The organism is Humitalea sp. 24SJ18S-53 (assembly GCF_050632385.1).
Lineage (GTDB): Bacteria > Pseudomonadota > Alphaproteobacteria > Acetobacterales > Acetobacteraceae > Humitalea.
Map to the genome: position 1 here is coordinate 1,300,086 of NZ_CP192599.1, position 25,492 is coordinate 1,325,577.

Annotated in this window: 24 protein-coding genes and 2 tRNA genes; 12 read left to right on the forward strand and 14 right to left on the reverse strand. The window is 69.3% G+C overall.

What is annotated here, in order from left to right; genetic code table 11:
* Positions 1-71: 71 nt before the first annotated feature.
* The gene (gene phnN, locus ACQW02_RS06335) at positions 72-593 is read left to right on the forward strand and encodes a phosphonate metabolism protein/1,5-bisphosphokinase (PRPP-forming) PhnN (protein WP_431284426.1); all 522 of its coding nucleotides are present in this window, start codon (positions 72-74) and stop codon (positions 591-593) included.
* On the opposite strand, the gene ACQW02_RS06340 is transcribed toward phnN, so the two are convergent.
* Genes ACQW02_RS06340 through phnG form a run of 8 tightly spaced genes read right to left on the reverse strand, consistent with a single transcriptional unit; the run spans position 576 to position 6,722 of the window.
* Complete coding sequence (locus ACQW02_RS06340; RefSeq protein WP_431284427.1) at positions 576-1,250, reverse strand: DUF1045 domain-containing protein; 675 nt, start codon at positions 1,248-1,250, stop codon at positions 576-578. The two genes, phnN and ACQW02_RS06340, sit on opposite strands and share 18 nt — an antisense overlap.
* Positions 1,247-2,380 carry an alpha-D-ribose 1-methylphosphonate 5-triphosphate diphosphatase gene (locus ACQW02_RS06345; protein ID WP_431284428.1) on the reverse strand — a complete coding sequence of 378 codons (1,134 nt, stop codon included), beginning with the start codon at positions 2,378-2,380 and terminating at the stop codon, positions 1,247-1,249. The genes ACQW02_RS06340 and ACQW02_RS06345 overlap by 4 nt, the downstream gene beginning before the upstream one ends.
* An 8-nt stretch (positions 2,381-2,388) precedes the next feature.
* Positions 2,389-3,087 (reverse strand): phosphonate C-P lyase system protein PhnL, encoded by a 699-nt coding sequence (gene phnL / locus ACQW02_RS06350; RefSeq protein ID WP_431284429.1) that lies wholly within the window; start codon positions 3,085-3,087, stop codon positions 2,389-2,391.
* On the reverse strand, positions 3,084-3,842 hold the full coding sequence (gene phnK, locus ACQW02_RS06355; protein WP_431284430.1) for a phosphonate C-P lyase system protein PhnK: 759 nt from the start codon (positions 3,840-3,842) through the stop codon (positions 3,084-3,086). Before phnK ends, phnL begins: the two co-directional genes overlap by 4 nt.
* A complete protein-coding gene (locus tag ACQW02_RS06360; protein ID WP_431284431.1) occupies positions 3,839-4,660 on the reverse strand; it encodes an alpha-D-ribose 1-methylphosphonate 5-phosphate C-P-lyase PhnJ in 822 nt (273 codons plus the stop codon). The genes phnK and ACQW02_RS06360 overlap by 4 nt, the downstream gene beginning before the upstream one ends.
* Complete coding sequence (locus tag ACQW02_RS06365) at positions 4,657-5,736, reverse strand: carbon-phosphorus lyase complex subunit PhnI (RefSeq protein WP_431284432.1); 1,080 nt, start codon at positions 5,734-5,736, stop codon at positions 4,657-4,659. The genes ACQW02_RS06360 and ACQW02_RS06365 overlap by 4 nt, the downstream gene beginning before the upstream one ends.
* Before the next feature lie 3 nt (positions 5,737-5,739).
* Complete coding sequence (phnH, locus tag ACQW02_RS06370; protein ID WP_431284433.1) at positions 5,740-6,315, reverse strand: phosphonate C-P lyase system protein PhnH; 576 nt, start codon at positions 6,313-6,315, stop codon at positions 5,740-5,742.
* A complete protein-coding gene (gene phnG, locus ACQW02_RS06375) occupies positions 6,312-6,722 on the reverse strand; it encodes a phosphonate C-P lyase system protein PhnG (protein WP_431284434.1) in 411 nt (136 codons plus the stop codon). The genes phnH and phnG overlap by 4 nt, the downstream gene beginning before the upstream one ends.
* A 138-nt stretch (positions 6,723-6,860) precedes the next feature.
* On the opposite strand from phnG, the gene phnF reads away from it, so the two are divergent.
* Both phnF and ACQW02_RS06385 read left to right on the forward strand, forming a co-directional pair.
* Complete coding sequence (gene phnF / locus ACQW02_RS06380) at positions 6,861-7,613, forward strand: phosphonate metabolism transcriptional regulator PhnF (RefSeq protein ID WP_431284435.1); 753 nt, start codon at positions 6,861-6,863, stop codon at positions 7,611-7,613.
* A 19-nt stretch (positions 7,614-7,632) separates the two neighbouring features.
* Positions 7,633-8,787, forward strand: a complete 1,155-nt coding sequence (locus ACQW02_RS06385; protein ID WP_431284436.1) for an alpha-D-ribose 1-methylphosphonate 5-triphosphate diphosphatase — start codon at positions 7,633-7,635, stop codon at positions 8,785-8,787.
* 98 nt (positions 8,788-8,885) lie between these two features.
* Here the strand turns inward: ACQW02_RS06385 and ACQW02_RS06390 are convergent.
* Both ACQW02_RS06390 and ACQW02_RS06395 read right to left on the reverse strand, forming a co-directional pair.
* A tRNA-Asn gene (locus ACQW02_RS06390) sits at positions 8,886-8,961 on the reverse strand.
* Between the two features lie 121 nt (positions 8,962-9,082).
* Positions 9,083-9,153 (reverse strand) — tRNA-Cys (locus ACQW02_RS06395).
* A gap of 168 nt (positions 9,154-9,321) precedes the next feature.
* Here ACQW02_RS06395 and ACQW02_RS06400 point away from each other — a divergent pair.
* From ACQW02_RS06400 to ACQW02_RS06440, 9 genes are all read left to right on the forward strand, one after another.
* The gene (locus ACQW02_RS06400) at positions 9,322-10,038 is read left to right on the forward strand and encodes a protein-L-isoaspartate O-methyltransferase family protein (RefSeq protein ID WP_431284437.1); all 717 of its coding nucleotides are present in this window, start codon (positions 9,322-9,324) and stop codon (positions 10,036-10,038) included.
* Positions 10,039-10,135: 97 nt separating this feature from the next.
* Positions 10,136-11,644 carry a TolC family outer membrane protein gene (locus ACQW02_RS06405; protein WP_431284438.1) on the forward strand — a complete coding sequence of 503 codons (1,509 nt, stop codon included), beginning with the start codon at positions 10,136-10,138 and terminating at the stop codon, positions 11,642-11,644.
* A 47-nt stretch (positions 11,645-11,691) separates the two neighbouring features.
* A complete protein-coding gene (locus tag ACQW02_RS06410) occupies positions 11,692-12,210 on the forward strand; it encodes a DUF2497 domain-containing protein (RefSeq protein ID WP_431284439.1) in 519 nt (172 codons plus the stop codon).
* 49 nt (positions 12,211-12,259) lie between these two features.
* Positions 12,260-14,998 (forward strand): valine--tRNA ligase, encoded by a 2,739-nt coding sequence (locus tag ACQW02_RS06415; RefSeq protein WP_431284440.1) that lies wholly within the window; start codon positions 12,260-12,262, stop codon positions 14,996-14,998.
* Complete coding sequence (locus ACQW02_RS06420; protein WP_431284441.1) at positions 14,946-15,671, forward strand: extensin family protein; 726 nt, start codon at positions 14,946-14,948, stop codon at positions 15,669-15,671. Before ACQW02_RS06415 ends, ACQW02_RS06420 begins: the two co-directional genes overlap by 53 nt.
* 68 nt (positions 15,672-15,739) lie before the next feature.
* Entirely contained in the window at positions 15,740-17,458 is a 1,719-nt protein-coding gene (ilvD, locus tag ACQW02_RS06425; protein ID WP_431284442.1) for a dihydroxy-acid dehydratase, read from the forward strand.
* Positions 17,445-18,236 (forward strand): SDR family NAD(P)-dependent oxidoreductase, encoded by a 792-nt coding sequence (locus ACQW02_RS06430; RefSeq protein WP_431284443.1) that lies wholly within the window; start codon positions 17,445-17,447, stop codon positions 18,234-18,236. The genes ilvD and ACQW02_RS06430 overlap by 14 nt, the downstream gene beginning before the upstream one ends.
* A gap of 33 nt (positions 18,237-18,269) precedes the next feature.
* Positions 18,270-19,712: an aldehyde dehydrogenase family protein gene (locus tag ACQW02_RS06435; protein ID WP_431284444.1), complete on the forward strand. Its 1,443-nt coding sequence runs from the start codon at positions 18,270-18,272 to the stop codon at positions 19,710-19,712.
* A 357-nt stretch (positions 19,713-20,069) separates the two neighbouring features.
* A complete protein-coding gene (locus ACQW02_RS06440; protein ID WP_431284445.1) occupies positions 20,070-20,636 on the forward strand; it encodes a hypothetical protein in 567 nt (188 codons plus the stop codon).
* 113 nt (positions 20,637-20,749) lie between these two features.
* On the opposite strand, the gene ACQW02_RS06445 is transcribed toward ACQW02_RS06440, so the two are convergent.
* From ACQW02_RS06445 to hutU, 4 genes are read right to left on the reverse strand one after another with little or no spacing between them, the layout of a single operon-like run.
* On the reverse strand, positions 20,750-21,154 hold the full coding sequence (locus tag ACQW02_RS06445) for a PaaI family thioesterase (RefSeq protein ID WP_431284446.1): 405 nt from the start codon (positions 21,152-21,154) through the stop codon (positions 20,750-20,752).
* Positions 21,151-22,335 (reverse strand): imidazolonepropionase, encoded by a 1,185-nt coding sequence (gene hutI / locus ACQW02_RS06450; protein ID WP_431284447.1) that lies wholly within the window; start codon positions 22,333-22,335, stop codon positions 21,151-21,153. Before hutI ends, ACQW02_RS06445 begins: the two co-directional genes overlap by 4 nt.
* Positions 22,328-23,857: a histidine ammonia-lyase gene (hutH, locus tag ACQW02_RS06455; RefSeq protein ID WP_431284448.1), complete on the reverse strand. Its 1,530-nt coding sequence runs from the start codon at positions 23,855-23,857 to the stop codon at positions 22,328-22,330. The genes hutI and hutH overlap by 8 nt, the downstream gene beginning before the upstream one ends.
* Positions 23,815-25,476 (reverse strand): urocanate hydratase, encoded by a 1,662-nt coding sequence (gene hutU, locus ACQW02_RS06460; protein WP_431284449.1) that lies wholly within the window; start codon positions 25,474-25,476, stop codon positions 23,815-23,817. The genes hutH and hutU overlap by 43 nt, the downstream gene beginning before the upstream one ends.
* Between the last annotated feature and the right edge of the window lie 16 nt (positions 25,477-25,492).

Sequence of the window (25,492 nt, forward strand, 5' to 3'; positions counted from 1 at the left end):
GGGTCGTCTTTCTTCCGTCCGGGCTGCAAACAGCACGCGACGCGGCGTTCGCGTCAAGCCGGGGGGCGCTGATGTTGATCGCGGTGGTGGGTGCGTCGGGGGTTGGCAAGGATACGCTGCTGGATCGGTCCCGCGTGGCGTTGCAGGACGACCAGCGGTTTCGCTGGGCGCGACGCGTCATCACCCGCCCGGCCGAGGCGGGGGGCGAGGACCATGACGCCGTGACCGAAGCGGAATTCCTGCTGCGCCGTTTCGCCCTGTCCTGGTCCGCGCACGGCTTGCGCTACGGCATCACCGAGGCCGATGGCGCCGCGGCCCTGGTCGGCCATCGCGTGGTCGCGAACCTGTCCCGTGCGATCCTGGCGGAGGCCGCCACGCGATTCCCGCTGCGCGTGGTCAACATCACCCTGCCGGATTCGCTGCGCGCCGCGCGGCTGGCAGCGCGCGGGCGTGAGGATGTCGCGGATATCGCCGCACGCCTATCGCGCGTGGCGCCGCTGCCGCCGGGGCTGAACATCATCGAGATCGTTAACGACGGCAGCGCGGCGGAGGGCGCCGCGCGCCTCGTCGCGGCATTAACCGCCGAGGGCTAGGCGCTCGGCGATCACGAAGGGCGCACCGGGCGCGGCCTGCACGAAGAGGCAGACCGAAGCGATCCGGCGCGGCCGGGCGGCGGCGGGGCCGACGAAGGCCTCGGCAGCCGGGCGGATGACCGCCATCTCCTGCGCCGACAGGCGCCGTGTGAGGGTGACGTGGAATCGCCATTCCGCAAAAACGTAGGGGTAGCCCCAGGCGTCGAGCAGTTCGCGCTGGCGCGGGCTGAGCCGTTCCGGGCGGCGACGGGCGAGTTCGTCCGGCGTCGTCGCGGCGCGGTGGGGGTCGAGCGCCGTGACGGCGGCATCGGCCAGGGCATGCAGGGCGGGGCAGGGCGCTTGCTCGCGCAGCGCCAGGAAGCCGTCCAGATCCTCGACCGCCAGCGACGGCAGGTCGAAGGGGGCTTGGCCGGCGGCGAATGCCGCGGCGGTGGCCGCCAAATCACTGTAGCCGCTGCGCAGGCGGAACGGCGGCTTCAAGGTCGCATGCAGCCCATAGCCGCGGGGATCGGCGGTCAGGGCCGCGATGCCGGGCAGGTCGGGCTGTGGCAGCAGCACCGCGCCCTCGGCGTCACGCCCCAGCCAGGTGCTGCCGGCTGCGTGCAGCGGATCGTCGAGGTCGGGCGCCCAATACAGTGCCGCGCGGGCAGCCGTCATGCGACCCGTGCGCCCGCCCGGAACACGCGACGAACGACCGCCTGGCCAAGCGCCTGGCCGACCTGCACCAGATCCGCCCGCAGCCCCGGCGCGATGCGCCCGCGATCGGCCATGCGCAGCATCCGCGCCGGCCGGTCGGTGACCATGGCGACGGCCGCCGGCAGGCCGATGCCGGCCGCCGCCATCCAGGCGGCTTCCAGCATGGAGGGCGGCACGTAGTCGCTGGCCAGCGCGTCCACCAGGCCCTCGCGGATCAGCGCGCCGACCGAGACATTGCCCGAATGGCTGCCGCCGCGGACGATGTTCGGTGCGCCGGCGATGATCTCCTGCCCCAGGTCACGGGCGGCTTGGGCAGCTTCCAGATTGACCGGGAATTCGCTGATGGTGATGCCGTCGCGCACGTTGCGCGCGACCTCGGGCGCCGACCAGTCGTCGTGGCTGGCGATCGGGATGCCGCGGCCTTCCATCCTTTCCAGCAGCGTCGCGCGGTTCGGATCGGCGACCAGGGCCCGCTGGTCGAGCAGGAAGGCGATCCGCGCCTCGATCTGCGCCTTGTCCATGCCGCTGCGGGCGCGCATCGCGCGGTAGCGTTCCAGGTCCAGGTATTGGCCGACGCCGGGCGAGTGGTCCATCAGGCTGACCATGCGGATCGCCGGATGATCGGCGACGCTTTCGAACAGCAGGGGCATGTCCGGCGCCGGCAATTCGCAGCGCAGGTGCAGGAAGTGGTCGGACTTCAGCATCCCCGTCGGTGTCAGCGCGTCGAGGTCGGCCACGCCATCGCGGAACGTCTGGATGCGTTCGGTGTCGAAGCCCAAATCGCCCAGGCAAAGCGCATCCAGCACCGTCGTGACACCGGCGGCGGCGACCTGCGCGTCATGCGACAGGAAGGCGCTGCGCGACGGCCAGCGCGCGCCCGCGCGCGGCTGCACCTGGCGTTCCAGATTGTCGGTGTGAATATCGACGATGCCGGGGATGATGTGATCGCCATCGAGACGTTCGGCCGAGGACAGCGCACTGACCCCCGGCTGGATTTCGGCGATCATCCAGTCGCGCAGCACAATGGTGCCCCGGACGACCTCCCCCGGCAGGACGAGGAGGGCGTCGGTCAGGATTGTTTCTTGGCTCATGGGGAGGATCAGGCGGCCTCTGCGATGGGTGCCACCGCGAAGAGCCTGTCGGCCACCCGGTCGCGCACTTCGGTGTCGTGGAAAATTCCGATGATGGCGGTGCCGGCGGCCTTGGCCTCGGCGATCAGGCTGATGACGACCTCGCGGTTCATGGCATCCAGGCTGGCCGTGGGTTCGTCCAGCAGCAGCACCGGATAGCCCGGGGCGAAGCCGCGCGCCAGATTGACTCGCTGCTGTTCGCCGCCGGAGAAGGTGGCGGGCGGCAGGGCGTGCAGCGGCTTGGGCAGGTTCAGCCGGGTCAGCAGCGAATCGGCCCGGGCCAGCGCCTCGTGGCGGGTGGCACCACGTTCCATCAGCGGCTGCGCCACCACATCGCGCGATGACACGCGCGGGATCACGCGCAGGAACTGGCTGACATAGCCCAGCGTGTCGCGCCGCACGTCGCGGACGATGCGCGCATCGGCGGCGGCCAGGTCCAGTTCCTCGCCGGCGTGGCGGATCAGGAGCCGGCCGGTCTCGGCACCGTAGTTGCCGTAGAGGCAGCGCATCAGCGTGGATTTCCCCGCCCCCGACGGCCCCGCAAGCGCCACGCATTCGCCCGGGGCGACGGTCAGGGAGACATCTTCCAGCACCGGCAGGCGCAAGCCGCCCTGCAGATGCAGGGTGAAGGATTTGCCGAGGTTCTCGGCACGCAGGGCCCAGGTCATGCCGCCAACACCGATGCCACCAGCAATTGCGTATAGGGGTGCTGCGGATCATCCAGCACGCGGTCGGTCAGGCCGTGTTCCACGACCCGTCCATGCCGCATCACCACGATGCGATGCGCGAGCAATCGGGCCGCGGCGATGTCATGCGTCACGATCAGCACCGCCAGGCCCAGTTCCGCGACCAGCGCGCGGATCAAGTCCAACAGCCGTGCCTGGACCGAGACGTCGAGCCCGCCCGTCGGCTCATCCATGAAGACCAGCCGCGGTTCCGTCACCAGAGTGCGGGCAATCTGCAGGCGTTGCTGCATGCCACCGGAAAAAGTGCGGGGCAGGTCGTCGATACGATCGCCCTCGATTTCCACTTTCTGCAGCCAGGCCAAGGCGGCGGCGCGGATGTTGCCGTAGTGGCGCGACCCCTGGGCCATCAGCCTTTCGCCGATATTGCCGCCGGCGGAGACTGCCATGCGCAGCCCGTCGCGCGGGTTCTGATGCACAAAACCCCATTCGGCGCGCAGCAGGCGGCGGCGCTCCGCCGCGGTCATCGCCGCCACTTCGCGCCCGTCGTAGAGGACGGTGCCCGCGTCGGGCGCGGCCTGGCCGGAGAGCACGCGTAGCAAGGTCGATTTGCCGCTACCGCTTTCGCCGACGATGGCCACGACCTCACCCGGCCAGATCGCGATATCCACCGCATCCAGCGCCTGGATGCGGCCGAAGGCGAGGGACAGTCCGGAGGACTGCATCAGGGGCGGCGTCACGGCAGGCGCCCTTCGCAATAATCGGTGTCGGAGCAGACGAACATCCGGCCCCCGGCGTCGTCGGTCACGATCTCATCCAGATAGGAGTTCTTCGAGCCGCAGAGTTCGCAGGCATGCGGCGCGCGGATCGGCTCGAACGGATGATCGTCGAAATCGAGGCTTTTGACGCTGGTATAGGGCGGCACCGCGTAAATTCGCTTCTCCCGCCCCGCCCCAAAAAGTTGCAGCCCCGCCATGCCGTCCATCTTCGGGTTGTCGAAGGCGGGGATGGGTGAGGGCGACATCAGGTAGCGCCCATCCACCATGACCGGGTGGTTATAGGCGCTGCTGCTGCGGCCGTGCCGGGCGATATCCTCATACAGCCGCACCTGCATCAGCCCGTAGTCGGCCAGCGCATGGAGTTTCGTCGATTCCGCGATGCGCGGTTCCAGCTTCGACAGAGGTTCCGGGATCGGCACCTGGTAGACGATGATCTGGCCGGGTTGCAGCGGCGCTTCCGGAATGCGGTGGCGCGTCTGGATGATGGTCGCGTCCGCCGTATGCGTGGTCGTCGCGACGCCGGCGGTGCGGTTGAAGAAGCGCCGGATCGATACGGCGTTGGTGGTGTCGTCGGCGCCCTGGTCAATCACCTTCAGCACGTCATCGGGGCCGATGATGCTGGCGGTGACCTGGATGCCGCCAGTGCCCCAGCCGTAGGGCAGCGGCATTTCCCGCGCACCAAAGGGCACCTGGTGACCGGGAATGGCGACAGCCTTGAGGATCGCGCGGCGGATCATCCGCTTGGTCGCTTCGTCGAGGAAGGCGAAGGAGTAGGTCATTGTCCGTTGACCTGAGTCTGGGCTGCCCGCATGGCGCGCACGTTTTCCAACTCGCTCTGGAAATCGACGTGGTGCGGCAATTTCAGATGCTCGACGAAGCCGGTCGCCTCCACATTGTCGCAGTGATAGAGCACGAACTCTTCGTCCTGCGCCGGCGATCCGCCATCCTCGCCAAGCTCGGCGCCGCGCAGCGCGCGATCGACCAGCGCCATCGACATCGCCTTGCGTTCGTTGTGACCAAAAACCAGCCCATAGCCGCGGGTGAACTGCGGCGGTTCGGTCAGCGAGCCCTTGAACTGGTTGACCATCTGGCATTCGGTGACGGTGATGTCGCCGATATCGATGGCGAAGCCCAGTTCCGGCGGCACGACCTCGACCGCGGTCTCGCCCATGCGGATTTCGCCGACGAACGGATGGTTGTTGCCGTAGCCGCGCTGGGTGGAATAGCCGAGGCCGAGCAGGAACCCCTCATCGCCGCGCGCCAGCACCTGCAGGCGCAGGGCGCGCGAAGCCGGGCAGGCCAGGGGTTCGCGGGTCAGGTCGGCGGGAATGTCGTCGCCCGGCGGTTCGGCCGCCATCAGCCCTTCTTGCGCCAGGAGTCCGGTGACACGGGGCGGCGCGCTGGCGTCGGGTGGCTCGATCTCGACCGGGGCCGACGGGGCTTGGCCCGCGGCCGCCATCGAGAATTCCAGCAGCCGATGCGTGTAGTCGAAGGTCGGCCCCAGCAACTGGCCGCCCGGCAGATCCTTGTAGGTCGCCGAAATACGCCGTGCCAGGCGCATCGCCCCCGTGTCGATCGGCAGCGACGCGCCGAGACGTGGCAGCGTGGTGCGATAGGCGCGCAGCAGGAAGGCGGCTTCGATCAGGTCGCCGCGGGATTGCTTGATCGCGATCGCGGCGAGGCCCCGGTCGGCGCAAGCGCCTTCGGCCATCACGCGATCGACGGCGAGGCCCAGTTGCTCGCCGACTTGCTCCACGGTCAGTTCCGGCACGGCGGGGTCGCCGCGCCGCGTGTCGGCCAGCCAGGCATGGGCATTGGCGATCGCCTGTTCGCCGCCCTTGACCGAGACATACATGGCTCAGGCCTCCAAGGTGACAGAACGCGGCAGGGCGGCCAGGGCCGTGCCGGCGCAAAGCACGACATCGACGCCGCGCGGGAATGCACCCCGATTGGCGGCCCATTGCGCCGGGAAATCGGCCGGCAGGCCCGCGACGTTCAGGTGCCGCGCGCCCAGGATGCCGGGGCCGGTCAGGTGCCAGCCCGCTTCGTTCGACAGCGACGCGACCTGCACGACCAGGGTCGCACCGGCCGAGGGGATTTCATCCGTGCCGCTTGCCAAGGTGGCCAGCGGCGGCATCGCGCCGGTCGCCAGCACGAAGGCGGCATCGGACAGCGCCGCATCCGGGGCGCCGCAATGGAACCGCAGGAAGGCGTCGGCCACGGGGCCGCCATCGTGGCGCATCCCGGTATCGGCATCGGCCAGGGCCAGCAGCACGGCGGCAGCCGCCGGCATCAGCGGCGCGGGCGGCGCCAGGTCGAGCCCGGCGACGTGGATCGTGCCCGGCTCGGCCAGGGCGGCGAGCACCGCCCGGAACGCCGCCTGGGCGCCGAAGACGGGGTTGTCGAAGGCGGGGAGAAGACCGTCGGAGATCATGAGCGCATCGCCGCCATGGTGAAGAAGTTGACCCGTGTCGCTTCGGCCCGGCGGGCCAGGCGGGCATTGGCCTCGGCCTGCGCCGCGGCCAGGGGGGCGATCACCGCATCCAGGAGGGCCGCCTGTTCCTTCGGGTCCTGCAGCAGCGCATCGAGCACGGCCGAGGCCTCGGCGGCCGCGGTATCGCGGCCCAGGCGCCAGGCATGGCCGACCGCGCCATCGGCCAGGCGCACCGAACAGCGCGTCGCCGTCGCTTCGCCCAGGTTGAAGGGCGCGCCATCGCCACCGGCACGGCCGCGCAGCATGACCAGCCCCGTCTCCGGCCCCCGCAGCCGCGCATGATGCGGCAGAGGGCCCGGAATCAGGTCGGTGATGGCCGCGGCATCGGCGCGGGCCAAGATCGCCATCCAGTGGCGACGGAGGGTGGGGTCGGGGAGGGGGGGAGGATTTTGCATGGCTCGATTGGTCTAGACATTCAGATATTTAGTCGGGTAGCGTCAAGCCACGCAATGCTCCTAAACGGTCAATCCATGCATGAAACCTCGATGACAGAGCGCCTGGCGGCGGAGGGGGCAGGCGCGCTTTCGCGCGGCGCCGGCGTCGCCCTGTGGCGCCAGATCGCCAACCGGATGGAGACGGAAATCCGTGCCGGCAGCCGCCCCCCCGGCGACCGCCTGCCGACGGAGGCGGTGCTGTCGCAGGCCTTTGGCGTGAACCGCCACACCGTGCGGCGCGCGATGGAGGCGCTGGAAAGCGGCGGGTTGATCCGGATCGAGCAGGGCCGCGGATCCTTCGTGACCGAGGACGTGCTCGACTACCCGCTCGGCGCCCGCACCCGGTTTTCCGAAACCATTCGCCGGCAGAATCGGGAGCCGGCCGGCATCCTGATGCAGGTGGTCGAGGTCCCGGCCGAAGCCAATGTGGCCGAGGCGCTGCGCATCCGCGCCGGGCGCCCGGTGCTGCGGGTGGAGCGCCTGGCCCTGGCCGACAGCCGCCCCGTTGTGATCGGCACGCACCATTTCCCGCTGCCGCGCTTTGCCGCCGCTGCCGCCTTGCTGGCCGAAAATGCTTCGATCACCGCCGCCATGGCCGGCTGCGGCGTGCCGGATTACCGCCGCCTATCGACCCGCATCAGCGCCCGCCTGCCGACGCCGGAGGAAGCGCTGGCCCTGCGTATGGCCCGCGCCCAGCCGGTGATCCTGGCCGAGGCGATCAATGTCGATCCGGCGGGTGTGCCTGTGGATGTCACGTATTCGCGCTATGCCGCGCATAGGGTGCAGCTGATCGTTGAGAGTTGAGTGGGGAGAGTTGAGCGGCATGAGTGGTGATCTGGGTGGGTGGCGTCTGGCCGAGGGCCAGGTGTTGCGAGATGACGGACTGACCTCCGGCGATTTGTTCCTGGCCGATGGCAAGGTGGCGGCGGGCTTCGTCCCGGGGGCGCGGCGTTTCGATGCGACAGGGCTGCTGGTGCTGCCGGGCATCGTGGATATTCACGGCGATGCGCATGAACGGGCGTTCCAGCCCCGGCCGGGGGTCGATCTGCCCGCCGCCTTCGCCCTGGCCGATGCGGCGCGCCAGTTGCTGGCAGCCGGCATCACCACCGCCTGCCTGGGCGTCACCCTGTCCTGGGAACCGGGGCTGCGGTCGCTGGCGGCGTTCCGGGCGATCGATGCGTCGCTGGACGCGGCACGGGCGGCGACCCTTGGCGACCTGCTGATCCATCTGCGATTCGAGGCCGATAACCTGGATGCGATGCCCGAAGCCCTGGCGGCGATCGCCGCGGGCCGCATCGCGATCCTGGGCTTCAACGACCATACACCGTCGATTCTTAAGCGGCTCGACGACCCGGTGCAGTTGTCGAAATACGCCGGCCGGGCCGGCGTGACCGCCAAGGTCTTCGCCGAACTGGCCGAACGGGCCGCCGCGATGCGCCCGGAGATGCCCGCGGCGCGGGCGCGCATGGCGGAGGCGTGCCGCGCCGCCGGGGTGCCTATGCTGAGCCATGACGACGCGACCCTGGCCGAGCGGGCGTTCTTCCGCGCCCTGGGCGCGCGCCTGTGCGAATTCCCGATGCAGGAGGTCGTCGCCGCCGATGCCCGGGCGCATGGCGAGCCGGTGGTGATGGGCGCGCCGAATGTGGTGCGCGGCGGCAGCCACCTCGGCTGGGCCAGTGCGGCGCCGCTGGCCGAACGCGGGCTCGTGACGGTTCTGGCGAGCGATTATGTCTGGCCGGCGCTGGGCCTGGCGCCCTTCCTGCTGGCCGATCGCGGCAAAATGGCCCTGGCCGATGCCTGGGCGCTGGTGGCGGCCAATCCTGCCGCGGCCCTGGGCCTGACGGATCGCGGGCGGCTGGCGACGGGGCTGCGGGGCGATGTGGTGGTGATGGACCCGGAGACGCGGAACGTGGTCGCGGTCTTCGCCAAGGGGCGGATGGGCTATGTCGCGCCCTTGGCGGCGGGCCGGGTGGGCTGAGGCCCCAAAAGCGAAGGGGTGCGTCTTGCCACGCGCCCCCAAGGCCACAAAAGCGAAAGGGGCGCGTCTTGCGACGCGCCCCTGGCCCACGGCAAAAATGGCTCCCCGAGTTGGACTCGAACCAACGACCTAGCGATTAACAGTCGCGCGCTCTACCAACTGAGCTATCAGGGATCATCCGCGGGCGCCGCATCTAGCATCCGCATTGCCCGGGGAAAAGCCCCTGGGTGCGAATATTGTTTGCGTCGGAACTGGCCGGGGAAAAAGCCTCCAAAAAAACCAATGTCCAGCGGTAAGGTCCGGGGCGGAATCGAACCGCCGTGGAGGGTTTTGCAGACCCTTGCCTGACCACTCGGCCACCGGACCGCACGTTGGCGTCCCAACGGAACGGCCTGTGCGGGGGCTGTATCGTGTGCCCCAAGGGTGGGGTCAAGCCGCCTCGGCGATCGAGGTTACACAGATTGGTGGCGCGACGTGCTTTGCCGGGGCCGGTGCGCGGCCTATAACGGTGCGGCGCAGCATGGATGGGGCCGCATGGATCGCGTGATGGACGTGCCGGTTATCGCTTTGCCGACGGGGGGCGCCGTGACGACGGATGCTTTCGCCGCCGCGCGTAAATTCATGGTCGATGGCCAATTACGGCCGAACCGGGTGACCGACGCCCGCCTTCTGGCCACCATGGGCAGCGTGCCGCGGGAGGCGTTCCTGCCGCCCGCGCTATCGGCCCGTGCCTATCTGGATGGGGATGTGCGCTTCGGCGGCGGCCGTGGGCTGATGGAGCCCCGGATCATCGCCCGCCTGATCCAGTCCCTGGCGGTGCGCCCGGGCGACCGGGTGCTCGTGGTCGGCGCCGGCACCGGCTACGGCGCCGCTGTCCTGGCCGGTCTGGGCGCGCGGGTCGTGGCGGTGGAGCCCGAACCCCAGTTGCTGGCCATCGCCCGCCCGGCCCTGGCCACGCTGACGGCGCCCGATGCGGTGCAGATCGTGCAGGGCGCACCGGCGGATGGCTATGCCGAGGCCGGCCCCTACGACGCCATCCTGGTCGAGGGCGCGGTGCCCGCGCTGCCCGAGGCACTGACCAGCCAATTGGCCGAGGGCGGGCGCCTGGCGGCCGTCCTGGCCGGGGATGGCCGTGGCTCGCGGGCGGTGCTGGGGCGCCGGGTCGGCACCAGCTTCGGCACGGTCGATCAATTCGACTGCGCCACTCTGGCATTGCCCGGCTTCGCCCCAACATCAGCTTTTGTGTTTTGAATCGCGCGTGATTCGTCTATTTCGATCCAGAGAGGCCTTCATGCCGGTTTCAACTCGACCGACTGCCAGGACCCGGCTCACCGCAAAAGCGGTTCAGGTGCCATCGGGGACCGTACCGCTGGTCACTGGCGCGACCTTCGCCCTGCTGGCGGCGGCCCTGCTGCTGGCGCCCGCGGCGCGCGGCCAGACCCTGCAAGAGGCGATGGCCACCTCCTACTCCAGCAACCCGAACCTGCAGAGCGCCCGCGCCCAGTTGCGCGTGGTCGATGAAAACGTGCCGCAGGCGCTGGCCGGCTGGCGGCCGACGGTGTCGATCGCAGGCTCGGCGGGCACCGTCTTCAACGCCAATTCGCGGACGCGGACCACCATCAACAACGAGCAGGTGGGGCTCTACTCGGAGCCGAACCGCGATCCCTTCTCGCTCCAGGGCACCATTTCCCAGCCGCTGTATCGCGGCGGGCGGACCACGTCACAGACACGGCGCGCGGAAAACCAGGTGCTGGCGCAGCGCGCCCGGGTGATCGCGATCGAACAGCAGGTGCTGGGCGACACCATCACATCCTATGTCAACGTGATCCGCTTCCAGGAAGAAGTCCGCCTGAACGTGAACAACGTGCAGGTGCTGATCCGGCAGTTGGAGGCGACCAACGAACGCTTCCGGGTCGGTGAAATCACCCGCACTGACGTGGCGCAGGCCGAATCCCGCCTGGCCGGCGCCCGCGCGACCCTGGCCGACAGCGAAGGGCAGTTGCAATCGGCCCGCGCCATCTTCGTGCGCGTCGTCGGCATCGTCCCGGCGCGCCTGACGGCGCCGCAGCCGCTGACCTCCGCCGCCCGTTCGGCGACCGAGGCCGCGACGGCAGCCTCCAACAACAACCCCCAGGTCCTGTCGGCGCTGTTCGACGAAGCCGCGGCCCGCGACTTCGTCGATGTGCAGGCCGCCGCCCTGCTGCCGCAGGCGTCGTTGAACGCGACGACCTTCCGCAACGACAACACCAATGCCCCGGGCTCCCGCTCGACCGGCAACCAGGTCACCGCCAGCATCACCGTGCCGCTGTACCAGGGCGGCGCCGAGTATTCGTCGGTCCGGGCCGCGCGCCAGGATGCGGTGCGGGCGCGGTCGGTGGTCGATGAACAGCGCCGTGCCGCGGTGCAGTCGGCCAATTCCGCCTGGGCGACCCTGGCCAGCACGCGGGCCGCAGTCGAGGCGACGCGGGCGCAGATTCGCGCCCAGGAAATCGCGCTGGACGGCGTGCAGCGCGAAGCCATCGTCGGCAGCCGCACCACGCTGGACGTGCTGAACGCCGACCAGGAACTGCTGAACGCCCGCGTGTCGCTGGTGCGGGCGCTGACCTCGGTGGTGAATGCCAGCCATGCCCTGGCGGCCTCGGTCGGGCGGCTGACCGCCTATGACCTGGCCCTGCCGGTCGAGATGTACGACATGACGGCCTATTACAACGCGGTGCGGAACCGCTGGGCGGGCTTCTACGCGCCGCCGGACCAGATCGCGCAGGCCCGGGCCGAAGCCGCGGCCAACCCGGTGCGCGGCCTGCCGCCCCGCACCGCGACCCCGGTCGCGACACCCCGCAACGGCACGACACCGTGAGCCATTCGGGGAACGGCGAGCCGCCGGCCGCGGGCTCCGATCCCACGATGGAGGATATCCTTGCCTCCATCCGCAAGATCCTGAACGAGGACGAGACGGCGACGGTCTCGGATGCGACCGTGGCGAGCACGGCACCCTATTCGCTGACCGCGGACATGCTGGAAGACGATGCCCCGGCCGAGGAAGTGCCCCCCCTGGCCGCGGCCCCGATGGACGACGTCACGCCCATGGCCGAAGCCGCGGTGCCCGCGCCGGTGATGCCCGCGGCACCGGACCCTGTCGTCGCCGCGGCGCCTGTGCCCGAGCCAGCCCCGGCACCGGACCTGTCGGCGCTGGTCGCCCCGGCTGTCGCCGCCGCCGCCGCGGCCTCACTCGGCAGCCTGGTTCGCGCCGTTGCGGCCGAACGCCACGCGACCGTCCATCGCGGCGGCCCCAGCATCGAGGATGTGGTGCGTGAGGAGCTGCGCCCGCTGTTGAAGACCTGGCTCGACACGCATCTGCCGCCGCTGGTCGAACGCCTGGTGCGCCTGGAAATCGAACGCGTCGTCGGGCGGTCCTTGCCCTAACCGGGCGGCGCCCTTGACGCGGGGCGCGCCGCGCCACAGGGATGCGGCCATGTCCGAAGCACCCTCAGAAACCTCGCCTGAAGCCACCCTCGACGCCGGCCCCGAACCGAGTATCGACAAGGCGTTTTCGCCAGCTTCCTTCGAAACCCGGCTGTATGAGGGCTGGGAATCCAGCGGCGCTTTCTCGGCCGATCCGACGAGCCCGGCCAAGCCCTTCACCATCATGATCCCACCGCCCAATGTGACGGGCAGCCTGCATATCGGTCATGCGCTGGACAATACGCTGCAGGACATCCTGGTGCGCTGGCGCCGGATGCAGGGCCGCGACGCGTTGTGGCAGCCCGGCACCGACCACGCCGGCATCGCGACCCAGATGGTGGTGGAACGCGCGCTGGCGGCCGAGGGGCTGGACCGCCGGGCGATCGGGCGTGAGGCTTTCCTCGACAAGGTCTGGGAATGGAAGGGCCAGTCGGGCGGCACCATCACCCAGCAATTGCGCCGCCTTGGTGCCTCGCTGGACTGGCCGCGCGAACGCTTCACCATGGATGCCGGCCTGTCGGAGGCCGTGCGCGAGGTTTTCGTCACCCTGTATCGCCAGGGGCTGATCTATCGCGATCGCCGCCTGGTGAATTGGGACCCCAAGTTCCAGACCGCCGTCAGCGACCTGGAGGTGGAAAGCCGCGAGACCAAGGGCAGCCTCTGGTACCTGCGCTACCCGGTCGAGGGCATGGAGGGCCGCTTCATCACCGTCGCGACCACGCGGCCGGAAACCATGCTGGGCGATACCGCCGTCGCGGTGCATCCGGATGACGCGCGCTTCGCGGATCTCGCCGGCCGGCGCGCCATCCTGCCGCTGACCGGGCGCCGCATTCCCATCGTGATGGATGCCTATTCCGACCCGGAGAAGGGCACGGGTGCCGTAAAAATCACCCCGGCGCATGACTTCAACGATTTCGAGGTCGGCCGCCGCCACAGCCTGCCGATGCCGACGGTGCTGGATGCCGAAGGCCGCATCTGGCTGGGTGAGATCGAGGCCGACCTGCCCGAGGACAGTTTCGTCCGTGGCCTCGCCGGCATCGACCGCTTCGCCGCACGCCAGAAAATCATCGCCGAGTTGGAGCGCCTCGACCTGCTCGACAAGATCGAGCCGCATGTGAACCAGGTGCCGCATGGCGACCGCAGCGGCGTGCCGATCGAACCGCGCCTGACGATCCAGTGGTATTGCGACGCCGCGACCCTGGCCAAGCCGGCGATCGAGGCGGTGGAAAGCGGGCGGACGAAGTTCGTGCCGCAGCAATGGGAAAACACCTTCTTCGCCTGGATGCGCGACATCCAGCCCTGGTGCGTGTCGCGCCAATTGTGGTGGGGGCACCAGATCCCGGCCTGGTACGGGCCGGATGGGCGCGTCTTCGTCGAACACACCCAGGCCGCCGCCGAAGCCGCCGCACGTGCGCATTACAAGGCCGATGTGGTGCTGACGCGGGACGAGGATGTGCTGGACACCTGGTTCAGCAGCGCGCTCTGGCCCTTCAGCACCCTGGGCTGGCCGGAAAAGACGGCGGATGTGTCGCGCTACTATCCGACCGATGTGCTGGTCACGGGCTTCGACATCATATTCTTCTGGGTCGCCCGGATGATGATGATGGGCTGCCACTTCATGGGCGATGTGCCGTTCCGCACCGTCTACATCCACGGCCTGGTCCGGGATGAGAAGGGCCAAAAAATGTCCAAGTCCAAGGGCAACGTGATGGACCCGCTGGAGCTGGTCGATGCCTATGGCGCGGACGCCCTGCGCGTGACCATCGCCGCCATGGCGGGGCCGGGGCGCGACATGAAGCTCGGCCGCAAGCGGGTCGAGGATCATCGCGCCTTCTGCACGAAGATCTGGAACGCAGCGCGGTTCTGCGAGATGAACGGCGTGGTGCCCGACCCGGATTTCGAACCCGGTGGCGTGACCACGCCGCTGGCGCGCTGGCTGCTTGATGCCGGCAATCGCGCGGTGGCCGACGCCACGGCCGCACTGGAGATCTTCCGCTTCGACGAATACGCCCGCGTCGCGGAACGGTTTGTCCGCGGCACCTATTGCGACTGGTTCCTGGAATTCGCCAAGCCCGTCTTCATGGGGCCGGACGGGGCGCAAAAGGATGAAATCCGCGGCGCCGCGCAGCACGGCTTCGCCACCATCCTGAAGCTGCTGCACCCCATGATGCCCTTCATGACGGAGGAGCTTTGGGCGCGTTTCGGCTATGGTCCCGAAGGCTCGCTGATCCGCACCGCCTGGCCCACCGCCGTGCCGGTGCCGCAGGCGGAGGCCGCGCGCGCTGAACTGGACTGGGTGGTGCTGCTGATCAGCGAGGTCCGCGCCCTGCGCGCCGAGATGAACGTGCCCCCCAGCATCAAGGTGCCGCTGCTGTTGCAGGATGCGGCCCCCGAAACGCTGGACCGTGGCGCGCGCTGGATCGAAGCCATCGGCCGCATGGCCCGCGCCACCGAATTCCGCGCGCTGGATGGCGAGGCCCCCAAGGGCGTCGCCCAGGTCACGGTGGCCGAGGCGACGGTGATGCTGCCGCTGGCCGATGTCATCGACCTCGGCGCCGAACGCGCCCGCCTGGGCCGCGAACAGCAGAAGGCCGAGGCCGAGGCCCAGAAAGTGCGCCAGAAGCTGGACAACGCCGACTTCGTCGCCCGCGCCAAGCCGGAAGTGGTCGAGGAAAACCGCGAGCGCCTGGCTGGATATGAGGCCGAGGCAGCGCGCCTGGCGGCCGCCGTGGCGCGTATCACTGGCTAGGTTTTTTCTCATCCTGGCGGCGGTTGCAGGGCTCGGTTGGTGGGGCCTCCGCTTCCTCCCGCCGGAATGGGACCCGCGGGCGCCGCTGGACCTGAACGCCGCGCCGAATGCGCTGACGCCCTACCGGCTGCGCTGGGTCGCGCAGTCGCCGGCCGCCTGTTTCGCGGCTTTCGAGGCCGCGGGCATCGCCTTTTCACGCATCCCCGACCGGGTCTCGGACACGGGCTGCGACATCGCGGATGCGGGGCGCCTGCCGCGCAATCTGCGGGTGGTGCCGCCCGACCCGATCGTGACCTGCTCCGTTGCGGCGGCCTGGGTGATTTTTGCCAGGAACACGATCCAGCCCGCGGCGCTTGAGCATCTGGGGGCGGAGGTCGCCTCGGTCCGACAGCTCGGCACCTACAATTGCCGCAACGTGAACAACGCCTCGGCCGGCCGGCGCAGCCAGCATGCCCGCGCCAATGCCATCGACATCGCCGGTTTCACCCTGCGGGATGGGCGCGAAATCCGCCTGGCGCGCGACTGGGCGGGGGCGGGGCGGGAGGCGGCTTTCCTGCGCGCCGTCCATGCCGGCGGCTGCCGCTGGTTCCGCACGGTGCTGGGGCCGGATTACAACGCGGCCCATCGTGACCACTTCCACCTGGATATGGGCCCCTGGCGTAGCTGCCGATAGCGGCGGCCGTCTTGCCCAACCCCCGGGGCAGGGGCAAAACACCTGCCGCCGTATTGAGGAACGCCCGAATGACTGTCTGGGACAAATCCCGCATGCCGTCGCGCCACGTGACCATCGGTCCGTCGCGCGCCCCGCACCGCTCCTACTACTACGCCATGGGCATGACGGAGGAGGAGATTGCCCAGCCGCTGGTCGGCGTCGCGACCTGCTGGAACGAGGCTGCCCCCTGCAACATCGCCCTGTCGCGCCAGGCGCAGAGCGTGAAGAAGGGCGTGGCGGCCGCCTTCGGCTCCCCCCGCGAATTCACCACCATCACCGTCACCGACGGCATCGCCATGGGCCACCAGGGGATGAAGTCCTCGCTGGCCAGCCGTGACGCGATCGCCGACACCGTCGAACTGACCATGCGCGGGCATTGCTACGACGCGCTGGTGGGCCTGGCGGGCTGCGACAAGTCGCTGCCGGGGATGATGATGGCCATGCTGCGGCTGAACGTGCCGAGCGTGTTCATGTACGGCGGCTCGATCCTGCCCGGCACCTTCAAGGGCAAGGACGTGACGGTCGTCGATGTGTTCGAGGCCGTGGGCCAGCACGCCGCCGGCAATATGTCGGACGAAGACCTGCACGAGCTGGAATGCGTCGCCTGCCCCTCGGCCGGCGCCTGCGGCGGGCAGTTCACCGCCAACACCATGGCGACCGTGTCAGAAGCCATCGGCCTGGCCCTGCCGAATTCGGCCGGCGCGCCCGCGCCCTATGAGGATCGCGACCGCTGGGCCGTGGAATCCGGCAAGGCGGTGATGGAACTGCTGAAGAAGAACATCCGCCCGCGCGACATCGTCACGCTGAAGTCGCTGGAAAATGCCGCGATCATCGTCGGCGCCACCGGCGGTTCCACCAATGCCGCGCTGCACCTGCCGGCGATGGCGCATGAGGCGGGGATCAAGTTCACCCTGCAGGATGTCGCCGACATCATGCGCCGCACGCCCTACATCGCCGACCTGAAGCCGGGCGGGAAGTATGTGGCGTTCGACGTGTTCAAGGTGGGCGGCATTCCGGTGATCGTGCGCGCGCTGCTCGACGCGGGCCTGCTGCATGGCGATTGCCTGACCGTGACCGGCAAGTCCCTGGCGGAAAACCATCGCGACGTGATCTTCCCGAAGGACCAGGACGTCATCCACCCGGTGTCGAACGCGATAAGCAAGACCGGCGGGGTGGTGGGCCTCAAGGGCAACCTCGCCCCGGATGGCGCCATCGTGAAGATCGCCGGGATGACTGAATTGCGCTTCGAGGGCACGGCGCTGTGCTTCGATTGCGAGGAAGACGCCTTCGCCGCCGTCGATGCGCGGGCCTACAAGGCCGGCGACGTGATCGTCATCCGCTACGAAGGGCCCAAGGGCGGACCCGGCATGCGTGAGATGCTGTCCACCACGGCCGCGATCTACGGCCAGGGGATGGGTGGCGAGGTCGCGCTGATCACCGACGGGCGCTTTTCGGGCGCGACCCGCGGCTTCTGCATCGGCCATGTGGGGCCCGAGGCCGCTGTCGGCGGCCCGATCGCCCTGCTGAAGAACGGCGACCGCATCGTGATCGATGCCGCCCTGGGCACCATCGACATGCTGGTGCCGGAGGAGGAGATCGCCGCCCGCCGCGCCGCCTGGAAGCCGCGCGGCACCGACTACAACGCCGGTGCCCTGTGGAAATACGCGCAACTGGTCGGGCCGGCCCATCAGGGCGCGGTGACGCATCCGGGTGGCGCGGCCGAGACCCATGTCTATGCGGACATCTGACGCCACGCGCGTCGCGCTGGTGACGGGGGCGGCCCGCGGCATCGGGCTCGCCACCGCACGGCGTTTTTGGGGGGAAGGGTGGCGCGTCGCGCTGCTGGATGTCGACGCGTCGAATTTGGCGATGGCGATGGCCGAATTTGGCGATCCGGCGCGGAGCCAGGCACTGGTCTGCGACGTGTCGGATGCGGCGGCGGTGGCCGATGCCGTGGCGTCGATCGCCGCGCGCTTCGGCCGGCTGGACGCGGTGGTGAACAACGCCGGCATCGCGGTGTTCAAGCCGCTGCTGCAGACCACGCCCGAGGAATGGGCGCGGGTGATGGCGGTGAACCTGACCGGGCCCTTCCTGGTGACCCAGGCGGCGGTGCCGCTGATGGTCCAGGATGGCGGCGGCAGCGTGGTCAATGTGACCTCGATCTCGGGCCTTCGCGCCTCGACCCTGCGGGTCGCCTATGGGACCAGCAAGGCCGCGCTGGCGCATCTGACCAAGCAGCAGGCGGTCGAACTCGCGGGGCTCGGGGTTCGCGTGAATGCGGTGGCGCCGGGGCCGGTCGACACGGCGATGGCCGCGGCCGTGCATACGGCGGATATCCGCGCGGCCTATCATGATGCCGTGCCGCTGAACCGCTATGGTTTGGAAGCGGAACTGGCGGACGCGATTTTCTACCTGTGCAGCGACCGTGCCGCCTACATCACCGGCCAGACCCTGGCGGTGGATGGTGGTTTCGATGCCTGCGGGATCGGCTTGCCGAGCCTGCGCGCGGCGGCCCAGGACGATTGACCAGACACACCACCACAACAAGGGAGAATACCAATGCCCGAAGGCAGCCACGGCAACCTGATCGCCGGCGAGTGGGTCAAGGCCGATCGCATGATCGACAACATCAACCCCTCCGACACCTCTGACGTCATCGGGTCCTACCCCAGCGGCAGCGCCGCCGACGCGCAGGCCGCCATCGCCGCGGCGCGCGCTGCCTTCCCGGCCTGGGCCGCGGCCAGCCCGCAGACCCGCTTCGACATCCTGGACGCCGCGGGCACCGAGGTCCTGGCCCGCCGCGAGGAATTGGGCCGCCTGCTGTCGCGCGAAGAGGGCAAGACGCTGCCCGAGGGCATCGGCGAGGCCACCCGCGCCGGCCAGATCCTGAAGTTCTTCGCGGGCGAAGCCTTGCGCCTGAATGGCGAGGTGGTGACCAGCACGCGCCCCGGCGTGCATATCGAGATCACCCGCGAACCCATGGGCGTGATCGGCATGATCACCCCCTGGAACTTCCCGATCGCGATCCCGGCCTGGAAGATCGCCCCGGCGCTCGCCTACGGGAATTGCATCGTCATCAAGCCGGCGGAACTGGTGCCGGGTTCGGCCTCGGCGCTCGTCGATATCCTGCAGCGTGCCGGCCTGCCCAAGGGCGTGCTGAACCTGGTCTGCGGCAAGGGCAGCGTTGTGGGCGAGGTCATCGTCAATAGCCCCGACATCGATGCCGTGACCTTCACGGGATCGGTCGGCACCGGCCGCGCCATCGCCGCCAAATGCGTCGCGCGTGGCGCCAAGGTGCAGTTGGAGATGGGCGGCAAGAACCCGCTCGTCGTGCTCGACGACGCCGATTTGGCGGTCGCGGTGAATTGCGCGGTGAATGGTGCCTTCTTCTCGACCGGGCAGCGTTGCACGGCGTCGTCCCGCTTCATCGTGACCGAAGGCATCCATGATCGCTTCGTCGCGGCCATGATCGAGAAGATGCAGAGCCTGAAGGTCGATGACGCGCTGGCCGCTGGCACCGATATCGGGCCGGTCGTCGATGCGGCGCAGTTCAAGGTGGACCTCGACTACATCGAAGTCGGCCGCAAGGAAGGCGCCACCCTGGCCTTTGGCGGCGAAGTGCTGAACCGTCCGAAGAAGGGCTTTTATCTGCAACCGGCTTTGTTCACCGGCACGGCGCCGACCATGCGCATCGCGCGCGAGGAAATCTTTGGGCCCGTCGCCAGCGTGCAGAAGGTCAAGGATTACGACGCGGCGCTCGCAGCGGCCAACGACACGGAATTCGGCCTGTCGTCCGGCATCTGCACGACCAGCCTGAAGCATGCGCGCCACTTCCAGCGCGCGGCGCAGGCCGGGATGGTCATGGTCAACCTGCCGACGGCGGGCGTCGATTACCACGTGCCCTTCGGCGGGCGGAAAGGCTCCTCCTACGGCCCGCGCGAACAGGGCGCTTATGCGCGTGAGTTCTACACGATGGTGAAGACGGCTTACGTCCAGGGCTGACCCGGGTCGTCTGCCCCATCGCGTCAAAGGTGGTGGGGCAGGCCCGGTTTGTTGATACGGGGCCTTGCCGCACGGCCTCTACCTGGCCGGGTTCCTGAACGTCGACATCAACGCCTACATTTATGGCGCCTGGTTGCTGCCGTGAAACTGGGACTGGGTCGTCCATTCCTTCCACGAGGGCAACGACCGCATGGTGCAGGTCCATGATGGGCTGATGTTCCGTGGCGCGACCTGTGGGGATCTCGAGCGGCGTTGTAGCGGCCTTGATCGGGCGCATTTTCATTCCGGCATGACTGCGCCATGGTGGGGTCCGCGCCTGGCGCCAAACCTTTGAAAATGAACGAACGGAGAACCCCCATGCACCGCCGCACCGCCCTGCTGCTGCCGCTGACCCTGCCGCTGCTCGCGGCCTGCCAGACCAGCGCCTCCTTCAGCGAAACCGTCACCATGGTGGCGATTGTCGAAACGGTGGACCGCACCGCGCGTGAGGTGCTGCTGCGTGGCCAGGCCGGCGCGCAGACCGGCGCATTGGTGACGGTGCGGGCCGGCGCCGGCGTGCGCAACTTCGACCAGATCCGTTCAGGCGACCGGGTGACGGTGCAGTATTTCCAGGCGGTCGCGGCGCAGATCGTGCGCGCCGGTTCGCCCGGCGGCGCCCCGTCGGCCGAAATCGCCGCCATGCGCGCCGCCCCGGGTGAACGCCCAGCCGGCGCCGTGGGCGACCTGGTGCGCGTGCGGGTGACCATCACTTCGGTCGATACCACCACCAATACGGTCGGCTTCGTCGGCCCGAACGGCCAGCCGCGCCTGGTCTATGTGCGCCGCGCGCCGATGCAGGAATTGCTGCGTTCGCTGCGCGTCGGCGACCAGGTTGACATCGCGTTTGAGGAAGCGCTGGCGGTGTCGGTGGAGCCGGCGCGCTAACCATCCGATGACCGAAGGGGCGAAGGCCCCGGAGGTCTGAATCGGATGGAAGGATCGCATCCGATGACCGAAGGGGCGAAAGCCCCGGAGGTCTGAATCGGATGGGCCGCTTTCTAAGCCACAACCATCCAGGTGCTGGTGCAATGTCCGGAGGGAGCCTCGGCCCCCTCCGGCGTCAGCCAGACCTCGGCGTAGACGACGCGGCGCCCCTGGCGCACCACCCGCGCCTCGGCCAGCAGCGCGGCCGTTCCGGTGGGTCGCAGGAAGGTCACCGCCAGATTCTGGGTGCGCGCATCATCCGCACCCCCTGTCAGCGACAAGAACGCCGCCCAGATCGCCACATCGCACAGCCCCATGATCGCGGGGCCGGAGAGCGTGCCGCCCGGCCGCATCACCAGCGGGGATGGCGGCAGGCGCAGCAGCGCGCGGCCGGACGCGGCCTCCAAGACCTCGATCCCCATCGCCGCCGCCAGCGGCACGCCCGCATGGGCACGCGCCTGGATGTCGGCCGGCGTCACGCCGACATGCCGCCGACCACCCGCCCGGCGCAGGGATTGCCGCCGATCCAATAGCAAAGCTCGGCCGGCCGGTTGACGCGGAACAGCGCAAGGTCGCAGCGCAGGCCGGGGGCCAGCATGCCGCGATCGGGCAGTCCCAGGGCGGCGGCGGCATGGCATGTCACGCCGCGCAACGCCTCGGCCACCGTCAGGCGATACAGCGTGCAGCCCAGGTTCAGCATCAGCAGCAGCGACCGCGCGGGGCAGGATCCGGGGTTGATGTCGGATGCCAGCGCCATCCGCACGCCGGATTCGCGCATCGCCGCGATGTCGGGGTGGTGGGTTTCGCGGATGAAATACCCAGCCCCCGGCAACAGCACGGCCACGGTCCCGGCCGCCGCCATCGCGGCCAGCCCCGCGGGGTTGGCGTGTTCCAGGTGATCGGCCGACAGCGCGCCATGCCGGGCTGCCAGCGCGGCACCGCCCAGGTCGCACAACTGGTCGGCATGCAGTTTGACCGGCAGCCCCAGTGCGCGCGCGGCATCGAAGACCGCGTCGGTTTCGGCGGGCGTGAAGCCGATCCGGTCGCAGAAGGCATCCACCGCGTCGGCATAGGGCGCCGCCCCCGGCAGGATGGTGTCGATCACATGGGCGATGTAGTCGGCCTGGGTGAACCCAGGTGGCACGGCATGGGCGGCCAGCAGCGATGTGCGGACGGTGACCGTCCGCGCCTCACCCAGGCGCCGGGCGGCGCGCAGCATCGCCGTCTCGGTCGCCAGATCCAGGCCATAGCCGGATTTGATCTCGATGGTGGTCACGCCCTCGGCCAGCAGGGCGTTGAGGCGGGGCAGGGCGGCCGCGGCCAGCGTTTCCTCGGTCGCGGCGCGGGTGGCGCGGACGGTGGACAGGATGCCCCCGCCTTCACGCGCGATCTGTTCATAGGTGACGCCGGTCAGGCGGCGTTCGAATTCCTCGGCGCGGTCGCCGGCAAAGACCAGATGCGTGTGGCAGTCGATCAGCCCCGGCAAAATCCAGTCGCCGGCGCAGTCATAGGTCGCGGTCGCCGGCCCCGGCAGGTTTTTGCGCGGACCGACCCAGGCGATGTCCTGGCCGATGGAGGCGACGGCGCCATCCTCGATGATGCCCAACCCGTCACCGGCCATGGTGGCCAGGTTCGCATTGGTCCAGACGGCATCAAACATCGGGGCAGATCGCGCAGAAGGCACCCTGTTCGACAAGTGTCTTCACCGCGGCGATGTCGGTCGCCATCACCCGATCCTCGATCCAGGGATCGGCCACGGACCGCACCAGGTCGAAGGCGGCTTCGATGGGGGCCGAGGACCGCAGCGGCCGATGAAACCCGATGCCCTGGGCCGCGGCCAGCAATTCGATGGCCAGGATCGCGGCGACGTTCTCCGCCATGTCCGACAGGCGCAGCGCGGCGCCGGTCGCCATGCTGACATGATCTTCCTGATTGGCGCTGGTCGGCAGGCTGTCCACGCTGCGCGGCGCGGCGAGGATTTTTGTCTCACTCGCCAAGGCGGCGGCGGTGACATGGGCGATCATGAAGCCGCTGTTCAACCCGCCGTCGCGCACCAGGAAGGCCGGCAGGCCCGACAAGGCGGGGTCTGTCAGCAATGCGATGCGCCTTTCGGCGATGGCGGCGGTTTCCGACAGCGCCAGCGCGATGGTGTCGGCGGCGAAGGCTACGGGTTCGGCGTGGAAATTGCCGCCGGACAGCAGGTCGAAGCCGCCCTTGCCGTCGCTGACGACCAGCGGGTTGTCGGTCACTGCCTCGGCCTCTCGCGCCAGCATCGCCGCCGCATTGTCCAGCAGGTCGAGGCAGGCGCCCGCGACCTGCGGCTGGCAGCGCAGGGAATAGGGGTCCTGCACGCGCGGGTCGTTGATGCGATGGCTGTCGCGGATGGCGCTGCCGGCCAGCAGGGCGCGCAGGGTCGCGGCCGTGCGGGTCTGGCCGGGCTGGTAGCGCAACGCATGGATGCGCGCATCGAAAGGCGTGTCGGAACCGCGTGCGGCTTCGACCGACATCGCCCCCGACACGAGGGCCGTGCGCAGAAGATCCTCCGCCGCCAGCAGCCCCGCGATCGCCAATGCCGTGCTGACCTGGGTGCCGTTCAGTAGCGCCAGGCCTTCCTTCGGGCCCAGCACCAGGGGTGCGACCCCGGCGCGGGCCATGGCTTCATGCCCGGCCAAGCGCGTGCCTTCGGGGGTGGTGGCCTCGCCTTCGCCAATCAGGACCAGGGACATGTGGGCGAGGGGCGCCAGGTCCCCCGAGGCGCCGACCGACCCGCGCGCCGGGATCGCCGGCAGCACGTCGTGCCGCAGCAGGGCAAGCAACGCCTCCACCACCTCCGGCCGCACGCCGCTGGCGCCCTTGCTCAGCGAGATCGCCTTCAGCGCCAGCACCAGCCGCACGACGGGTGCCCGCAGCAGCGGCCCGGTGCCGGCCGCGTGGCTGCGGACCAGATTGACCTGTAGGCGTGCGAGGTCCTCGGGCGGGATGCGGGTGGAGGCGAGCTTGCCGAAGCCTGTGTTGACGCCATAGAGCGGCAGGCCCTCGGCCAGTTTTTTCGACAGCCCTTCGGCCGAGGCGGCGCAAGCTTCGCGCCACCCCTCGGCCAGGGTCAGCGGCCCACCGGCCATGATCGCGCGCAGGTCGTTCATGGCAGCATCGGCAGGTCCAGCCCCTGCTCCCGCGCACATTCGATGGCGATGTCGTAGCCCGCATCCGCATGGCGCATGACGCCCGTCGCGGGGTCGTTCCACAGCACGCGTTTTAACCGCCGCGCCGCATCCGGCGTGCCATCGGCGACGATGACCATGCCGGCGTGTTGCGAATACCCCATGCCGACGCCGCCGCCATGATGCAGCGAGACCCAGGTGGCACCGCTCGCCGTGTTCAGCAGCGCGTTCAACAAAGGCCAGTCCGACACGGCATCCGATCCGTCCCGCATCGCCTCCGTCTCGCGGTTGGGGCTGGCGACGCTGCCGCTGTCCAGATGGTCGCGGCCGATCACCACGGGGCCGATTTCGCCACGCGCCACCATCTCGTTGAAGGCCAGGCCCAGGCGATGCCGCTGGCCAAGCCCGACCCAGCAGATGCGCGCCGGCAGGCCCTGGAAGGCAACGCGTTCCCGCGCCATGTCGAGCCATTGGTGCAGGTGTGGATCGTCGGGGATCAGTTCCCGCACCTTGGCGTCCGTCCGGTAAATATCCTCGGGGTCGCCGGACAGCGCCGCCCAGCGGAACGGCCCGATGCCGCGGCAGAACAGCGGGCGGATGTAGGCGGGCACGAACCCCGGGAAATCGAAGGCGTGTTCCAGCCCCTCATCCTTGGCCATCTGGCGGATGTTGTTGCCGTAATCCATCACGACGCTGCCCAGGCGCTTGAAATCCAGCATCGCCTGGACATGCGCGACCATGCTGTGCTTCGCGGCGGCGGCAACCGCCTTGGGGTCGGTTTCGCGCTTGGCCAGCCAATCCGACAGCGTCCAGCCAGCGGGCAGGTAGCCATTGGCCGGATCATGCGCCGAGGTCTGGTCGGTCACGATGTCCGGCACCACGCCCCGCCGCACGAGTTCGGGAAACACCTCCGCCGCATTGCCCAGCAGCCCCACCGAGATCGGCTTGGTCGCCCCCCGGATCATCGCCAGCGCCGTGTCGAGATCATCGGCGCGATAATCGAGGTAGCGCGTCTCCAGCCGCTTCTCGATCCGCGACGGCTGGCATTCCACGGCCAGCACGGAGGCCCCGGCAAACACCCCGGCCAGCGGCTGCGCCCCGCCCATGCCGCCCAGCCCGGCGGTCAAAATCCAGCGCCCGGCCAGATTGCCGTCAAAATGCTGGCGCCCGGCCTCGACAAAGGTCTCGTAGGTGCCCTGCACGATCCCCTGGCTGCCGATGTAGATCCAGGACCCCGCGGTCATCTGGCCGTACATCATCAGCCCCAGCCGGTCCAAATGGTTGAAGTGGTCCCAATTCGCCCAGGCGGGGACCAGGTTGGAATTGGCGATCAGCACGCGCGGGGCGTCGGCATGCGTTTCGAACACGCCGACGGGCTTGCCGGATTGCACCAGCAGCGTCTGCGTGTCGGTCAGCCGGCGCAGGGTTTTGACGATGGTCTCGTAGGACTCCCAGTCCCGCGCCGCGCGGCCGATGCCGCCATAGACGGTCAGGCTGCCGGGGTCCTCGGCGACCTCGTCGTCCAGATTGTTCATCAGCATCCGCAAGGGGGCCTCGGTGGTCCAATGCAGGGCGGATTTCTTCAACCCGCGCGGGCTGCGGATGGCGGGGGCGTTGCGGAAGCGGGAGCGATCGGTCATGCCATGAGCATACCGC

Excerpts from the sequence above, each read along its gene's own strand:
- phnN (WP_431284426.1), top strand. The coding sequence starts at position 72 with ATGTTGATCGCGGTGGTGGGTGCGTCGGGGGTTGGCAAGGATACGCTG.
- ACQW02_RS06340 (WP_431284427.1), bottom strand. The coding sequence starts at position 1,250 with ATGACGGCTGCCCGCGCGGCACTGTATTGGGCGCCCGACCTCGACGAT.
- ACQW02_RS06345 (WP_431284428.1), bottom strand. The coding sequence starts at position 2,380 with ATGAGCCAAGAAACAATCCTGACCGACGCCCTCCTCGTCCTGCCGGGG.
- phnL (WP_431284429.1), bottom strand. The coding sequence starts at position 3,087 with ATGACCTGGGCCCTGCGTGCCGAGAACCTCGGCAAATCCTTCACCCTG.
- ACQW02_RS06360 (WP_431284431.1), bottom strand. The coding sequence starts at position 4,660 with ATGACCTACTCCTTCGCCTTCCTCGACGAAGCGACCAAGCGGATGATC.
- ACQW02_RS06365 (WP_431284432.1), bottom strand. The coding sequence starts at position 5,736 with ATGTATGTCTCGGTCAAGGGCGGCGAACAGGCGATCGCCAATGCCCAT.
- phnH (WP_431284433.1), bottom strand. The coding sequence starts at position 6,315 with ATGATCTCCGACGGTCTTCTCCCCGCCTTCGACAACCCCGTCTTCGGC.
- phnG (WP_431284434.1), bottom strand. The coding sequence starts at position 6,722 with ATGGCGATCTTGGCCCGCGCCGATGCCGCGGCCATCACCGACCTGATT.
- phnF (WP_431284435.1), top strand. The coding sequence starts at position 6,861 with ATGACAGAGCGCCTGGCGGCGGAGGGGGCAGGCGCGCTTTCGCGCGGC.
- ACQW02_RS06385 (WP_431284436.1), top strand. The coding sequence starts at position 7,633 with ATGAGTGGTGATCTGGGTGGGTGGCGTCTGGCCGAGGGCCAGGTGTTG.
- ACQW02_RS06400 (WP_431284437.1), top strand. The coding sequence starts at position 9,322 with ATGGATCGCGTGATGGACGTGCCGGTTATCGCTTTGCCGACGGGGGGC.
- ACQW02_RS06410 (WP_431284439.1), top strand. The coding sequence starts at position 11,692 with ATGGAGGATATCCTTGCCTCCATCCGCAAGATCCTGAACGAGGACGAG.
- ACQW02_RS06415 (WP_431284440.1), top strand. The coding sequence starts at position 12,260 with ATGTCCGAAGCACCCTCAGAAACCTCGCCTGAAGCCACCCTCGACGCC.
- ACQW02_RS06420 (WP_431284441.1), top strand. The coding sequence starts at position 14,946 with ATGAGGCCGAGGCAGCGCGCCTGGCGGCCGCCGTGGCGCGTATCACTG.
- ilvD (WP_431284442.1), top strand. The coding sequence starts at position 15,740 with ATGACTGTCTGGGACAAATCCCGCATGCCGTCGCGCCACGTGACCATC.
- ACQW02_RS06430 (WP_431284443.1), top strand. The coding sequence starts at position 17,445 with ATGCGGACATCTGACGCCACGCGCGTCGCGCTGGTGACGGGGGCGGCC.
- ACQW02_RS06435 (WP_431284444.1), top strand. The coding sequence starts at position 18,270 with ATGCCCGAAGGCAGCCACGGCAACCTGATCGCCGGCGAGTGGGTCAAG.
- ACQW02_RS06440 (WP_431284445.1), top strand. The coding sequence starts at position 20,070 with ATGCACCGCCGCACCGCCCTGCTGCTGCCGCTGACCCTGCCGCTGCTC.
- hutI (WP_431284447.1), bottom strand. The coding sequence starts at position 22,335 with ATGTTTGATGCCGTCTGGACCAATGCGAACCTGGCCACCATGGCCGGT.
- hutH (WP_431284448.1), bottom strand. The coding sequence starts at position 23,857 with ATGTGCGCGGGAGCAGGGGCTGGACCTGCCGATGCTGCCATGAACGAC.
- hutU (WP_431284449.1), bottom strand. The coding sequence starts at position 25,476 with ATGACCGATCGCTCCCGCTTCCGCAACGCCCCCGCCATCCGCAGCCCG.